Source organism: Microbulbifer maximicatervae (SeqCode) (genome assembly GCF_052466985.1).
This window is the reverse complement of the sequence record NZ_CP174298.1, coordinates 5,234,994-5,249,552: the sequence shown is the minus strand read 5'-3', so window position 1 is coordinate 5,249,552 and position 14,559 is coordinate 5,234,994. Positions and strand designations below refer to the sequence as shown.

At 51.5% G+C, this 14,559-nt stretch carries 12 protein-coding genes and 1 tRNA gene; 1 reads left to right on the top strand and 12 read right to left on the bottom strand.

Features of this window, described 5'->3' with window-relative positions; all coding sequences use genetic code 11:
* Positions 1–80 precede the first annotated feature (80 nt).
* The 12 genes from ACJJI3_RS23050 to ACJJI3_RS22995 form a co-directional block, all read right to left on the bottom strand.
* A tRNA-Ser gene (locus tag ACJJI3_RS23050) sits at positions 81–170 on the bottom strand.
* A gap of 281 nt (positions 171–451) precedes the next feature.
* Positions 452–646 carry a carbon storage regulator CsrA gene (gene csrA / locus ACJJI3_RS23045; protein ID WP_091391203.1) on the bottom strand — a complete coding sequence of 65 codons (195 nt, stop codon included), beginning with the start codon at positions 644–646 and terminating at the stop codon, positions 452–454.
* Between the two features lie 229 nt (positions 647–875).
* On the bottom strand, positions 876–2,108 hold the full coding sequence (locus tag ACJJI3_RS23040) for an aspartate kinase (RefSeq protein ID WP_444896482.1): 1,233 nt from the start codon (positions 2,106–2,108) through the stop codon (positions 876–878).
* Between the two features lie 132 nt (positions 2,109–2,240).
* Positions 2,241–4,850 (bottom strand): alanine--tRNA ligase, encoded by a 2,610-nt coding sequence (gene alaS, locus ACJJI3_RS23035; protein WP_444941053.1) that lies wholly within the window; start codon positions 4,848–4,850, stop codon positions 2,241–2,243.
* Positions 4,851–4,922: 72 nt separating this feature from the next.
* Positions 4,923–5,270: a histidine triad nucleotide-binding protein gene (locus ACJJI3_RS23030; protein ID WP_444941052.1), complete on the bottom strand. Its 348-nt coding sequence runs from the start codon at positions 5,268–5,270 to the stop codon at positions 4,923–4,925.
* Between the two features lie 4 nt (positions 5,271–5,274).
* A complete protein-coding gene (locus ACJJI3_RS23025; protein WP_108734085.1) occupies positions 5,275–5,460 on the bottom strand; it encodes a Trm112 family protein in 186 nt (61 codons plus the stop codon).
* A 139-nt stretch (positions 5,461–5,599) separates the two neighbouring features.
* Positions 5,600–6,433: an alpha/beta hydrolase gene (locus tag ACJJI3_RS23020; protein WP_444941051.1), complete on the bottom strand. Its 834-nt coding sequence runs from the start codon at positions 6,431–6,433 to the stop codon at positions 5,600–5,602.
* A 39-nt stretch (positions 6,434–6,472) separates the two neighbouring features.
* Positions 6,473–7,483, bottom strand: a complete 1,011-nt coding sequence (locus ACJJI3_RS23015; protein ID WP_444914426.1) for a class I fructose-bisphosphate aldolase — start codon at positions 7,481–7,483, stop codon at positions 6,473–6,475.
* Positions 7,484–7,531: 48 nt separating this feature from the next.
* Entirely contained in the window at positions 7,532–9,010 is a 1,479-nt protein-coding gene (glpK, locus tag ACJJI3_RS23010) for a glycerol kinase GlpK (protein ID WP_444941050.1), read from the bottom strand.
* Between the two features lie 99 nt (positions 9,011–9,109).
* Entirely contained in the window at positions 9,110–9,595 is a 486-nt protein-coding gene (locus tag ACJJI3_RS23005) for a regulatory protein RecX (RefSeq protein WP_444911307.1), read from the bottom strand.
* Positions 9,596–10,630, bottom strand: a complete 1,035-nt coding sequence (gene recA / locus ACJJI3_RS23000; RefSeq protein WP_108735301.1) for a recombinase RecA — start codon at positions 10,628–10,630, stop codon at positions 9,596–9,598.
* Positions 10,631–10,804: 174 nt separating this feature from the next.
* Positions 10,805–11,317: a CinA family protein gene (locus tag ACJJI3_RS22995; protein ID WP_444917874.1), complete on the bottom strand. Its 513-nt coding sequence runs from the start codon at positions 11,315–11,317 to the stop codon at positions 10,805–10,807.
* A gap of 698 nt (positions 11,318–12,015) precedes the next feature.
* Between ACJJI3_RS22995 and ACJJI3_RS22990 the strand changes: the two genes are divergently transcribed.
* A complete protein-coding gene (locus tag ACJJI3_RS22990; protein WP_444941049.1) occupies positions 12,016–14,064 on the top strand; it encodes a glycoside hydrolase family 16 protein in 2,049 nt (682 codons plus the stop codon).
* Positions 14,065–14,559 lie beyond the last annotated feature (495 nt).

The window sequence follows — 14,559 nt, the reverse complement described above, 5'->3', positions numbered from 1 at the left end:
TAGCCGCGACATCTTCTTTTACAAGCCTTAAAAAATTTCTTTTTCCAAGACTCAAGCCCTCACCAGGAAGACTTAAATAATGGCGGAGAGAGAGGGATTCGAACCCTCGATGAGTGTTAACCCATACGCCCTTAGCAGGGGCGCGCCTTCAGCCACTCGGCCATCTCTCCTTTTAAGCCGCAGCGGAAGCTCCGCTTTCAGGCCACCTCCGAGGAGGTCTTTCGCGTCGCTGAACCTGTTTGGTTGCTCGCTGAAAGTGGGCGGCATAATACCAACGGCTCGGCAAAAAGCAATGGGGAATCAATAACTTTTTGCACTTTTTTGTCTTCTCGAACAGGAAATGGACAAGACGTTCAAAAAAAAGACTTTTCCGCCAAAGTCACCGTTGAAAATATCTACAACACAAAATAAAAAAGGCCGGAAAGCCGGCCTTTTTTAGGGAACTGTGTCACTACTCGTTGCCACCCTCCTCGGAGGATTGCTTTTCGCGCTGGATGCGCTGATAAATTTCTTCACGGTGCACGGCAACTTCTTTAGGGGCATTGACACCAATACGCACCTGATTGCCTTTCACCCCCAGCACGGTAACCGTGACATTGTCGCCAACCATCAGCGTTTCGCCAATTCGGCGGGTTAAAATCAACATTACCTACTTCTCCTTGATCATCCTGTGATAAAGAGCAGCCGGCGTTCCCCTGGAACTGCTCTTACTTGGTCATCATAACCGGATGGCGGTGCACAAAAGGCTAAAAACTAACCTTCACACTCTTCAGTATTGACCAGTCGAACAAAATCTCAACAGGTTGCATGCTACGTCGAGCCACTGAATTGTAATTGGTTGTTTTTTCCGCCTGCAGGCCGGCTATAAAATCTCGTTACCTTTCTTTGTCTGAAAGCTCAAATTCGCTATGCAGCGCCCGAACAGCCAACTCTAAATAACGCTCGTCAATAATCACTGAGATCTTAATTTCAGAAGTAGTGATCATTTGGATATTGATATTGTCTTCACCCAGGGCACTAAACATACGACTTGCCACATTTGCATGTGAACGCATACCTACGCCAACAATAGAAACCTTGGCGATCTTGTCGTCTGTGATCACCTCTCGCGCACCAAGTTCCGCAGAAACTCGCTCTAAAACATCACGAGCCTTACCTAAATCATTGCGGTGAACAGTGAAGGTGAAATCAGTCGTGCCATCGACAGCGCTGATATTTTGAACAATAACGTCAACTTCGATATTTTCAGCGCCGACCGGTGCCAGGATTCGGCATGCAACCCCAGGGGTATCCGGCACTCCACGAATTGTCAGTTTTGCTTCATCGCGATTAAACGCGATACCGGATACAACTGGCTGTTCCATATCGTTATCTTCCTCATCCAGGCTAATCAGGGTTCCGTTACCCTCTTCAAAAGTTGAGAGTACGCGCAGGGGAACCTTGTATTTACCGGCGAACTCTACGGCGCGGATCTGCAGAACCTTGGAGCCAAGACTGGCCATTTCCAACATTTCTTCAAATGTGATTCGCTCGAGTCTGCGTGCACTGTCGACCACTCGAGGGTCAGTGGTATAGACCCCGTCCACGTCGGTATAAATCTGGCACTCGGTAGCATCTAACGCCGCAGCTAACGCCACACCCGTCGTGTCAGACCCGCCGCGCCCAAGTGTGGTGATATTGCCGTCGTCATCCACTCCCTGAAAACCAGCCACAACTATGACTTTGCCTTCATCGAGATCGGTGCGCATTCGCTCCACATCGATACTTTGAATGCGAGCTTTGGTATGAGCATTATCCGTAAGAATTTTTACCTGCCCACCCGTGTAGGAACAGGCGTCATAACCACGCTTCTTCAGAGCCATGCTCAAAAGGGCAATTGTGACCTGCTCTCCTGTGGAAACCAGAACATCCAATTCTCTGGGATCTGGTTTTTCCTGGATTTGATAAGCGAGATCAATCAGGCGATTAGTTTCACCACTCATGGCAGACAAAACGACAACCATGTCATGTCCCTGAGCGCGAAACGCGGCGACTTTATCGGCCACAGCTTCAATTCGCTCAATTGAGCCAACTGAAGTCCCGCCATACTTCTGCACGAACAAACTCATAACTTACTGTGTTTCCTTAGCTCCACAATAAGTACGCTTCCTGCCCAACTCGTGCAGGCGCGCACTTAATCACCAAACCTCTGCGAAATCAACTCAACTACGAATTCAGACCACTAATTTGACAAAACTTAACTAGTTTAAGGATTGCTCTATCCAATTTGGCACTTCTTTCAGCATATTAGGGAGCGCGGACACATCGGTTCCACCACCCTGGGCCATGTCTTTTCGACCGCCACCCTTGCCGCCCAGCTTCCCGGCAGCAAAGCGCATAAGGTCACCAGCAGAAAGCCGATCTGTCAGGTCTTGGGTAACTGCGGCAACCAAAGCCACCTTTTCATCGCCCGGAGCCGCCAGCAGCACCACGCCACTGCCCAGCTTGTTCTTCATTTGATCCGCCAAATCTCTCAATGATTTGGGGTCAGCTCCGTCAATAGAGGTTGCCAGCAACTTAAAGCCCGCCAACTCAATGGCCTGAGCGGAAAGGTCTCCGCCAGCACCGCTGGCCAACTTGGTTTTTAACTGGGCAATCTCTTTTTCCAGTTTTCGATTGTTAAGCAGCAATTGTTCAACTTTGTCAGCCAAGGAGTCCGGACGCGCCTTAAGCAGAGTCGCTACATGTTCCAGACGCTGCTGCGCCTGATCAAACAGAGACATTGCGTGAGCGCCAGTAACCGCTTCGATTCGGCGCTGGCCGGAAGCAATACCGCTTTCCCCAACAATGCGAATCAAACCGATATCACCGGTGCGCTTCACGTGAGTACCGCCACACAACTCAACGGAAAAAGCCTTGTCATCGGTTTTGCCCATGGAAAGTACACGCACAGTATCGCCGTACTTTTCGCCAAACAGAGCCATAGCGCCCATCGCTTTTGCAGACTCAATATCGGTTTCGTGAGTTTCAACAGGGGTATTTGCGCGAATTTGACTATTAACCAGGGATTCAATCGCGTGCAGCTGCTTTGCCGTTACAGCTTCGGGGTGGGAGAAGTCAAAGCGCAAGCGCTCCGAGTCCACCAGGGAGCCCTTCTGGGTGACGTGCTCGCCCAGCACTTTGCGCAAGGCGGCATGTAATAGATGGGTTGCAGAGTGATTCAGGGCGGTGGATTGACGAACATCTGCAGATACGACTGCCTCAAGGGTTTCGCCCACAGCGATGCCCCCCTTCAACACCTTACCAGTATGCAAATGGTGCGCGCTCTGCTTGGTGCAATCGCGTACTTCAAAGCGGGCATCAGTGGAACTCAAATAGCCACTATCACCTACCTGACCACCAGACTCTGCGTAGAAGGGGGTCCGATCTAGAACAATTGCACCCTCTTCACCGTCTTCCAGGCGCTCAACCTGCTCACCACCTTTTACGATGGCCAATACTTTGCCTGCTGCCTCGGTCGCGTTGTAACCGAGAAACTCTGTAGCCCCTTCCAGTTCGAGGACGTCGGTATAGTCCTGTTTAAATTTACCGGCAGCGCGAGCTCTCTGGCGCTGGGCTTCCATAGCAGCTTCATATCCATCCATATCCAGGGATAGACCGCGCTCACGGGCAATATCCTGGGTTAGGTCTGTTGGGAAGCCGTAAGTATCATGCAGAGTAAATACCAACTCACCGGGGATCTCACTGCCTTCGAGGGACGCCAGGGCATCCTCTAGCAGCGCCATTCCCTTATCCAGAGTCTTCGCAAACTGTTCTTCCTCTTTGCGCAGCGCATTCTCAATCACCTGCTGCTTTTCACGCAGCTCCGGGTATGCGTCACCCATCTGCTCGGCGAGCGCTTCTACCAGCTTGTAGAAGAAGATGTCTTTGTGCCCAAGCTTGTGGCCATGGCGCACTGCGCGGCGAATAATGCGGCGAAGTACAAATCCACGGCCTTCGTTGGAAGGCATTACGCCATCGGCAATCAAGAATGAACAAGAGCGGATATGGTCGGCGATCACTCGCAGGGATTTCTCTTCCAGGTCGCTGCAGCCAACCACTTCTCCCGCCGCTTTCAGCAGCGCTTGGAACAAGTCAATTTCATAATTGGAGTGTACTCCCTGCATTACGGCGGCAATACGCTCCAGCCCCATGCCGGTATCCACTGAGGGTTTGGGCAGTGGGTGCAGTTCACCATCAGCGGTGCGCTCATACTGCATAAATACCAGGTTCCAGATCTCGATATAGCGATCAAGGTCGTCATTATCGGAACCGGGAGGGCCGCCGGGCACATCGGCACCGTGATCGTAGAAAATCTCAGAACTTGGACCGCAGGGACCAGTGTCACCCATCTGCCAGAAGTTATCCTCGTCGAGACGGGAGAAGCGCTCGGCACTCACTCCCATTTCCTTCAGCCAAATATCAGCGGCTTCATCATCGCTGATATGTACGGTTACCCAAAGACGCTCCTCTGGCAAATTCAATACTTTGGTCAGGAATTCCCAGGCAAAGCGAATCGCTTCGCGCTTGAAGTAGTCGCCGAAGCTAAAGTTACCGAGCATTTCAAAAAACGTGTGGTGCCGTGCGGTGTAACCGACATTTTCAAGGTCGTTATGCTTGCCTCCTGCACGTACACAGCGCTGTGAACTGGTGGCGCGATTGTAGGAACGCTTTTCCTGCCCCAGGAAGGTGTCCTTAAACTGCACCATGCCGGCATTGGTGAATAACAGCGTCGGGTCATTGCCCGGAACCAGGGAACTGGAGGGCACAATGGCATGCCCCTGCTCAGCAAAATAATTCAGAAAGGCGTCGCGAATCTGTGCGCTTTTCATCCGGCGTAATTCCACTTCGTTAGTTGAGTTTTATTTGATTGGAGTCAGTGACACGGTGTCACTTCTGTTCCACTACTGTGCCAGCCCCTGTTCGGGCATTCTTTTTTGGGCAAGCAGGTGAACATGCAGGTGAAATACGGTTTGACCTGCGCTTCGACCGTTATTAACTACCAGTCGATAGCCCTCGAGCCCCAGCTTGCGCCCCAATTCTGCCACCACCCACATAAGGTGGCCGAGCAGGGATTTATCCTCAGCCTGAGCTGCGGATAAATTCACTAGGGGTTTGCGTGGGATAATGAGGAGATGGGTCGGCGCTTGTGGCGCGCGATCCTCAATAACGACACATTGGTCGTCCTCGTAGATCATCTCAGCAGGGATATCTCCCGAGATAATTTGACTGAAAACGCTGGGTTCACCCATTGGTTTACTTTTCCAGCTTTTCCTCGGCTGTCAGCTGCCGCGCTTCAGATTCCAGCATTACCGGTATACCGTCCCGCACCGGATAGGCTAGACCACTGGCCTTGCAGACCAGCTCCTGTGTGTCCTCCCGGTATTCAAGCGGCGCTTTACTCACCGGACATACCAACAGGCTCAGCAACTTTTTATCCATGTTCCACCCCACTATTTTCCCTCGGTAATACTTCCGATGGGCAAAAATGACCGCGTATCATACAATGCTTCATACGCTTTTACACGGTATTCGCCATAGCTTCTGCTGCGCCACCTGCTGGCTTTGCGCTTTTTTACCCTTATATGACAGAAGCAGTCTCTACTGAAACAGAATTGAGATGGCTAAGTAGCAGCTCCCGGGCTAAACGCCCCTCCTCTATTTCATTAAATACCTCATGGTAAGACCTTGAGAAACAGTGCAACTGCTTATTTTTTGACCCCACCTGTCCAAACCACTTGCGGCTGAGTTCCACATCGACAATATGGTCTGATTCCGGCAATAACAGAAGGCAAGGCATGGATATCCCATCCAACCGGCCAGATAAAAACTCCCGCTCCTGCAAAAAAGTCTTAAACCAGCGCAGAGAGATGCTGTGATGCACAAGTTCATCACTGACATACCGCTTGACCACATCCGGACTACGAGATATCCACTGACTATTTATCTGGCTGGAAAGAGCCAAACCCGGAAGCCAGCGAGCCAAAAATAGCGCGAACCATAGCAGGAGGCCTTTTGGCTCACTTTTACCGCGAAAGCCCGGTGCGGAAAGATTTAAACTGTCGACAGATTTATATCGAATAGCACAGCCACAAGCGATAACAGCTCCCATACTGTGGCCAAGAAGATGCATCCCAAGCCCGGGGTTTCCACTTTTTACCAAAGAGAAAAATTCATTTAGATCCTCACTATAAAGTGCAAAATCCTCAATATCCCCGCGCTTCCCATCCGACAATCCATGGCCATAATGATCTAAGGCATAGACACTGTACCCTGCTCGATTGAGATCTTCCGCCAGCTCACTGTAACGCCCACTGTGCTCGCCCAACCCGTGGGATATAACCACTACACCCACAGCTTCTTCTACCCACCAGCGCCGGTAATACAGCGTCACTCCCCTGGTGACAAACTCCATTGCAATCTCCTTATTGATTATTATTTTGCTAGCTAATCGCTATTCCAGGGTTTCGCGGTACCTGCCCAGCATGGCCAAATGATTCATGCGGGACCGTTTAAGTAGCGCTTCCTGGGCTGCTTCAACATTCTCCGGGCGCCCCTGCCAAGCAGCGAGTGCTGGCTCTTGTAGTGCGCGCCCATAGGAAAAGCTCAACTGCCAGGGGCCACCACCTTGCTGATTCATTGCATTGAGATTGGCCGTGGCCTCTTCTGGTCCCTGCCCCCCGGAAAGAAAGTTAATTCCCGGCACTGCTGCGGGGACCGTTCGCCGCAAGCTGCGCAGGGTATATTCGGCCACCTGCTCAGGGTCAGCCGTTTCCGCCTCCGCACCAGGGGTTACCATACTGGGCTTGAGCAACATCAGCTCCAGTATTACCCCGTGCTGGTGGAGTGCATGGAACACAGAGTGCCAAACCCGCTCATTTACCGCCGCACTGCGCTCTATATCGTGCTCACCGTCCATCAGAACCTCTGGCTCGACAATAGGAACCACCCCTTCGGCCTGGCATACCGCTGCATAGCGGGCCAACATCTCAGCATTTGCGGTAAGCCCCAGGCGCGTGGGGTTGTGATGGCCAATAGGATAGACTTCGCGCCACTTGGCGAAGCGAGCTCCTTGCTTTTTATATTGCTGCAAGCGCTCAGACAACCCGTCCAGCCCGTAGGTGATCATATCCCCAGGCGCTCCAGGCAGGGGGCCCTTGCCCTTATCCACCTTTATGCCCGGCACTATCCCCTGTGACGCTGCCACTTCCGGCAAGGGCTGACCCTCGGCATCTTTTTGCCCCAGAGTTTCCTCGAACAAAATAACGCCACTGATACACTCACCCAACCCCTTACAGGACAGCAGCGCAGCACGGTAGTCGCGCCGGTTTTTCTCAGTGGAATCCACTCCAATCGTGGCAAAGCGCTTGGCAATGGTGCCGCCACTCTCATCGGCAGCCAGGATGCCCCTTTGACCATCGACCAAAGTTGCTACAGTTTCCTCCAGCATATCGATATGTGACATCTCTACCCCTCCCTTAGGTTATTACGCTAAGAGGATAGGCGGTCCAGCCTAAAAAGCTTTACAGGCTTTTACCGCCCTCCGCCAACCAGCCAACAACTGCTCCCTCTCCGCCTGAGTCATTGCCGGCATAAAGTCCCTTTCAATTTCCTGCAAACACTCCGGTAATTCCTTTGGTCGCCAGGTTCCACCTCCAATACCAGCCAGCAACGCAGCACCAATAGCCGTCGATTCAATCTGCTGGGGCCGCTCAACACGCAAAGAGGAAATGTCCGCCTGGAATTGCATCAGGAAATTATTCGCGCAAGCACCCCCATCCACACGCATATGGGTAATCGGCAAGCCCAGGGCCTGCTCCATCAAGCGGGCCAGCTCATCACTCTGGTAAGCTATAGATTCCAAAGTGGCACGCACCACCTCAGCTCGACCAGCCCCCCGACTCAAGCCACAAATAGTCCCCCGTGCCGATGGGTCCCAGTGCGGCGCACCCAGTCCACTAAATGCAGGCACAAGATAAACGCCACGGGTATGAGGAATACTCTGGGCGATAATTTCGGTATCCACCGCCTGCTGGATCATTCCCATCTCGTCCCGCAGCCACTGTATAGCGGAGCCCGCTGTGAAAACTGAACCCTCTACGGCATAGGCCGGATTACCCTGGGCATCACAGGCCACTGTAGCCAGCAACCCCTGGGGTAGCTCAGGGCGATCCTCGCCGGCAAAAGCCAGCATAAAGCAGCCAGTTCCGTAGGTGTTTTTTATACTACCGGGCTCGGTACAACCCTGGCCAAACAGTGCTGCCTGCTGATCCCCGGCAACACCACAAATCGGAGCCGATGTGCCGAGAAAAGCGTGGGGGTCTGTATCGGTAAAGTGGCCAGCCGACGGTAGAATTCTGGGAAGAATGGATTCAGGGCACTGGAAAAAATCCAGCAGCTCACTATCCCAGGCTTTATCTTTTATGTTGTACAGGAGGGTACGACTAGCATTGGTGTGATCGGTGAGATGGGCTTTGCCACCGCTCATTTTCCAGATCAACCAGCTATCTACGGTGCCGAAACACAGGTCGCCATTTTGAGCTCGGGTTAGTAAATCCGGGTTACGGCGGAACAGCCAAGTCAACTTACTTGCGGAAAAGTAAGCATCCAGCAATAGGCCACTGCGCTCTCGCAACCAATCAGACCTGCCGAGTTCCCCCAACTCCCGGCATACCTCCGCCGAGCGCCGGCACTGCCACACAATCGCAGGAAAAACCGGCTCGCCGGTATACCTATCCCAGACGATCGTGGTCTCGCGCTGGTTAGTAATTCCCACTGCGGTGATATCCGACGCGCGAACACCAGCGCGCTGGAGTGCTGCGGCACAGACCCGGAGAGTTACCGACCAAATCTCTTCCGCATCCTGCTCAACCCAGCCAGGCTGGGGATAACGATTGGGAATTTCCGAGTAACTGCGACCAATCAGGTGGCCCTTACTATCGAAGATAAAAGCTGTGGTACCAGTGGTGCCCTGGTCAATAGACAGGATCATAGGGTTCTCGCGCTTATTCTTTTAGTCTCTTTCTGTACCTGAAAAATGGCCGAAACCTATCGACCAGTCATTCAGGTAGTAGTCAGAGTATAAGCCCGATTAATTGCCGTCCAGCGCCCAGCTAATCGCGTCCGTGGGGAAGCCCCGGTAAGCCAGGTATCGCTGGCGCCGCGCTCGCTCCTTCATCCACTGATCCCGTGGAAGCTCTGCGCTCATAGGGGCCCGGTATTTTCTCTGAAGCATTTCCGCAGCTAACTCAAACCAATCCACTTCCAACTGATCCAGCGCCTGGGCAATTAGTTCACCGCGCACGCCGCGCTGCTGTAGCTCATGGCGAATACGCATCGGCCCCTGACCGCGCTGGACACGGGAGCGGGCAAAAACTTCGGCAAAGCGTTGATCGGATTGATAGTTGAGTTCGTGTAGGCGCTCAAAAAGCGTGTCGAAATCGGCGCTGGGGAATTTTGCCGCGAGCTTTTGCCTCAATTCATGGCGGGAGTGCTCGCGGCGGGTCAACAGCTCAAGCGCCGCGCTGAAAAGCGCTTGAGCTGGATCAGCGGAAAAATCCGCTTTTGAGTACGGCATTTACTCTTCCGGTAATTCCGCAGCCTCTTCAGGGGTCGCAGGCACTAAATCACCGAGCAGCTGCGCACGCAACTGACCTTCAATCTCGTTGCGAATGTCGGGGTTATCGCGCAGGAACTTGGTAGCGTTCGCCTTGCCCTGGCCAATCTTGTCGCCCTTGTAGCTGTACCAAGCCCCAGCTTTATCCACCAGTCCCATCTTCACGCCGTAATCGACGATTTCACCAATCATGTTAATGCCTTCGCCATACATGATCTGGAACTCGGTCTGCTTAAACGGAGGAGCTACCTTGTTCTTAACCACTTTCACTCGGGTTTCGTTACCGACCACCTCATCGCCATCTTTAACGGAGCCGATACGACGGATATCCAAGCGTACAGAAGAGTAGAACTTGAGGGCATTACCACCAGTGGTGGTTTCAGGGCTGCCGAACATAACACCGATCTTCATGCGGATCTGGTTGATAAAGATCGCCAGGGTGTTGGTGTTCTTGATATTACCAGTGAGCTTACGCAGAGCCTGGGACATCAAACGAGCCTGCAAGCCCACGTGGGAATCACCCATCTCACCTTCGATCTCAGCGCGCGGGGTCAGGGCCGCAACGGAGTCCACTACCAGCACATCAACGGCACCGGAGCGCACTAGCATATCGGCAACTTCCAGCGCCTGCTCACCGGTATCCGGCTGGGATACGATCAGCTCATCGACGTTAACACCCAGTTTTTCAGCGTAGATAGGGTCGAGGGCGTGCTCAGCATCCACGAAAGCACAAGTGCCACCATTGCGCTGGGCCTCGGCAATCACCTGCAAGGTGAGGGTGGTTTTACCGGAGGATTCTGGTCCATAGATTTCAACGATACGGCCACGCGGCAAGCCGCCTATACCCAGGGCCACATCCAAGCCGAGGGAGCCGGTGGAGATCGCAGGAATACGCTCGCGCTCCTTGTCTCCCATACGCATCACAGTGCCTTTACCGAACTGACGTTCAATCTGAGATAGCGCCGCTTTTAATGCCTTGTCTTTATTGGAATCCATGACCATTCCCGTATTTCTGAGCTGAATTGAGTGGTGGCAAGCTTAACGAAGGATTACTGTATAGGCAACCAGTAATTCCTCATACTGAGTACCAGCTTCAGGCTGAGCGAGCCACGCCTCAAAAAGAAGCCTAAAGCTGAGGCAAACGAACAAAGTTTGACCCGGCGGACAAGTTCAAACCGGGTGCTCACGGACAATCCTTAACATTCCCTTTAGCGCCTCAACGACCGTCTGCGATTGCACCTCTGCCCGGTTACCACTGAACAGAAAACACTTCGCATCAATCTGCACTGGCTCTTGCCCCTCCGCATGGGCCCAGGCAATCCAAACCGTACCTACCGGCTTCTCGGCAGTGCCACCATCAGGCCCCGCGATACCACTGACCGCAACGGCGAGATTGGCATCCATCATCGCCAGAACACCACAAGCCATCTGCCGGGCGACCGGCTCACTCACCGCCCCAAACTGCTTGAGATCATTGCTGTCGACACCCAGAACACCGTTCTTGATACGATTCGCATAGCTCACGATCGATCCATCAAACCAATTCGAAGCACCCGTTATAGAGGTAATAGCCGCCGCAATCGCACCACCGGTGCAAGATTCTGCTGACGTCACACGCCAATCTCTCTTTTCCAGCTCCCCGCCCAACTCTCTGGCAAGCTCAGTTATCTCTCTGTATTCCACCGTTTCTTCCTATTCAACCGCTCCTGGGCCCTAGCTCAAGCATTACAGCACAAAAGTCGGCTCTTATTCCGGGTGCCGACCTTCGGCAATCTTACTACCCCCATTTTAAACAAGCTGCCCCACAGCCGAACATGCAACCCTCCCTCAATAGCGGAACTGCAAGCTCTATAAAAACTCAAGCCACACTGACCGCACACCAGCGCCGACACTGACACCAAAAGGCAAACCGTATATTTCGAAGTGCGCTCAAGAAAAGAAGATCGCCCATGGGCGCCAAGCTACCAAACCTAATTTCCGCCGCCGGTCCACCTTCAAATTAGAATTTAAATTTTAAAACAGGCCTTAATTCGGCAATTAATTTCAAGCAGGGAATCTACCCAGCAACTACAAACTTAAAAATAAAAACCCAAACAATGGAAAACCTCACTAATACACACTGACAGATTCAATTTCAAAGCGAAAAAATTTTGCATATGCGACAAGCTGGACCAGTCTTACGATAAAAAGCCCGAGCTTTCTCTATGCAACAATCGGCTTTTTGTTAGTCTGTTACTGCTGTACTGAATATATAAATATCAAAATAAAAAAGCAGATAAATCCCCAAGCCCAACAAGCATTAATCATCGTGGCAGATCACCGCCATTATAAAAATACAATGAAGTTGGCACCCCCATAGATAATTAAAGAAAGACAAAATCATGAATTTAAAAAAATCAGCGATCGCGGCTGCTATTGTAGGCACCTGTGTGTCCTCACTTGCCAATTCAAAAACTCTGGTCTGGGAAGATAATTTTGACGGCGACAGTATTGATAAGTCCGTTTGGACTTACGATGTGGGCAACTCAGGCTGGGGTAACAATGAGCTGCAAACCTACACCGATGATAGTGCCAATGCCTATGTCGAAGATGGCAACCTTATTATTCAAGCACTGCAAAACGACGACGGTAGTTTTACTTCCGCCCGTCTGAAATCCCTGGGTCGTATGACTTATAAATACGGCACCATTGAAGCCCGCATTAAATTACCCGACCTGGATGCCGGATTGTGGCCCGCCTTCTGGCAGCTGGGTGGCGACTACGGCCAAGTGGGCTGGCCCGCTTGCGGCGAACTGGATATTCTTGAGGCAGGCATGGCAGATGCGCTCAACGCCGGCACGGTCAACTCAGAGGTTTCTGGCGCTTTTCATTGGCAGTATGAATCCGATGAAGGTATAAACTACACAGCGGACTACGGCCTATCAAAAAATCTAGTTGACGATTTCGGCCTCAGCACAGACCTTACCGAGGACTACCATATTTTCGGCATGACCTGGACCCCGGACAGCATCATTATGTGGGTCGACGACGAAGCCAATGAAATCATCAGCTTCAACACTGAACCCGAGGATAGACCCGAGACGCTAGATGAATTCCGCCAGCACAACTTCCTGATTCTAAACCTGGCGGTAGGTGGCAAATTCCCGGGGATTTATGCCAATAGCGACGTCACTGCCCCCATGCCCGCCAAAATGTATGTGGACTATGTTCGCATCTACGATAACGACGACAGCAGCTACAGCACAGAAATCTCTCTGGCTGAAGACACTGCCAAAACAGGTGATATCGGCGTATTTTCCGAGGGCAGTAACCTCTCCGAATCCTTGGAGCTTGGCACCGATACAGAGCTGTATGTCTGGAACCAAAACAGCATGTCAGCTACTGTCAGTGCCGAAGCTGCCGAGGGTGATGAAGCCCTGGAGTTTGATATTACCGCTGGTGAATGGTTCGGCATGGGCTTCTGGATGCACTATGACCTAAACCTAATGAACTACGAAAACGGTCATCTCAATTTCAAAATGAAAACCACCAGCAGCCAGACTATCGGCATTGGTATTTCCAGTACTGGTGGCGGAGATGCCTGGGTAGATCTGGTGGATGGTGATGATACCTACGGCCTGGAGCGCGATGGCGAATGGCATCAGGTCAGTATCCCCCTGAGCAAACTGGGAGTGGACTTCAACACTATCAGCCAGGCATTTATGATTCGAGGTGATGCCGCCTCTGAAGATTTTGTTCTGTCCATTGATGATATCTACTTTAGCGAAAGTGTTGAAAAAACAGCGCCAACCGGTGTCTTCTCTCTATACACCGAAACTACAGAGGCCAACTCGACTTTCACACTGGGAACTGATGGCAACCTGTATATTTGGGGCGATACCCTGTTGGAGGCCACACAAACCCCATTCGAAGGTGAAGAATCCCTCTCCTATTATTCCTCCGGGGCCGGCTGGTTTGGAATGGCATTTACTGCCGACAGCTACTACGATCTATCCGCCTTCGATAATGATACTGCAACGCTGAATTTCGCCCTGAAAACCAGCTCAGAAGCCACCTTTAAAATTGGCATGAAGAGCGGTAGCGTCAGCGATATTGGGCAGCAGTGGATTGAATTTGCCAGCGGTTCCGATCCTTACGAATTCGCGCGGGATGGCGAGTGGCACCAAGTATCAATCCCCGTTACTGATTTCAGTAGCGAGGTAGATATGTCAAATGTTATCCAGTTATTTGAACTACTGGGTGTTGATGGAGATATCAGCGATATTGAGATTGACGATATCTATTTCTCCGGCGGAAGCTCAGACAGCGATAATAATGAAAACTGCCGTCCTCACCCTCACAAGTGCCACCCTCACCATAAAGGGCACAACCATCGCCATAGAGACTGCACCCCACCCGCACGATGCGCACAGGGACCTCGCAGAAACTAAAAGTACAAGGGCGCTGCCAAATAGCAGCGCCCTTTTTTATTACACCACTCAACCTTTTTCACCAATATCAAAACCTGTCTTATCCGCCGACAGATATTATCTTTTAGGGTATAACCTGGTGTAAGACAAAGTATAAAAACAATAAATCCAGATTAAATCTGCCTACAATTTTGTTCAATGCAGCAAGGCCAGGAAAAGAACTTCCACACAAAATATTTGCGAACAAAAACACAAAAAGGAATTTATTCTTTTGTAAAAAAATTACAAGGAATTATTTTTCCGCTGTATGCGACAAGCAGGACCGCAACCACGACGAGAGGTCTAAATTCACTTCCCAGCAGAACGATCGTTTTGCTAGGCTTTGCCCGTGGCCGGCACCTGATTTTCAAGTGAATTGAAGGAAACTGCAATTTAAGTATCTAGTATTCACTAGATTCATAAATAGCATTTAACTGTGCCACACCATCACTATCAGGCATTTTATTCTTATAAATA

What these genes read in the sequence shown, in the direction of transcription:
- recA (WP_108735301.1), bottom strand. Translation starts at nt 10,630, where the DNA reads ATGGATTCCAATAAAGACAAGGCATTAAAAGCGGCGCTATCTCAGATT.
- alaS (WP_444941053.1), bottom strand. Translation starts at nt 4,850, where the DNA reads ATGAAAAGCGCACAGATTCGCGACGCCTTTCTGAATTATTTTGCTGAG.
- ACJJI3_RS22990 (WP_444941049.1), top strand. Translation starts at nt 12,016, where the DNA reads ATGAATTTAAAAAAATCAGCGATCGCGGCTGCTATTGTAGGCACCTGT.
- ACJJI3_RS23020 (WP_444941051.1), bottom strand. Translation starts at nt 6,433, where the DNA reads ATGGAGTTTGTCACCAGGGGAGTGACGCTGTATTACCGGCGCTGGTGG.
- csrA (WP_091391203.1), bottom strand. Translation starts at nt 646, where the DNA reads ATGTTGATTTTAACCCGCCGAATTGGCGAAACGCTGATGGTTGGCGAC.
- ACJJI3_RS23025 (WP_108734085.1), bottom strand. Translation starts at nt 5,460, where the DNA reads ATGGATAAAAAGTTGCTGAGCCTGTTGGTATGTCCGGTGAGTAAAGCG.
- ACJJI3_RS23030 (WP_444941052.1), bottom strand. Translation starts at nt 5,270, where the DNA reads ATGGGTGAACCCAGCGTTTTCAGTCAAATTATCTCGGGAGATATCCCT.
- glpK (WP_444941050.1), bottom strand. Translation starts at nt 9,010, where the DNA reads ATGATCCTGTCTATTGACCAGGGCACCACTGGTACCACAGCTTTTATC.
- ACJJI3_RS23015 (WP_444914426.1), bottom strand. Translation starts at nt 7,483, where the DNA reads ATGTCACATATCGATATGCTGGAGGAAACTGTAGCAACTTTGGTCGAT.
- ACJJI3_RS23005 (WP_444911307.1), bottom strand. Translation starts at nt 9,595, where the DNA reads ATGCCGTACTCAAAAGCGGATTTTTCCGCTGATCCAGCTCAAGCGCTT.
- ACJJI3_RS23040 (WP_444896482.1), bottom strand. Translation starts at nt 2,108, where the DNA reads ATGAGTTTGTTCGTGCAGAAGTATGGCGGGACTTCAGTTGGCTCAATT.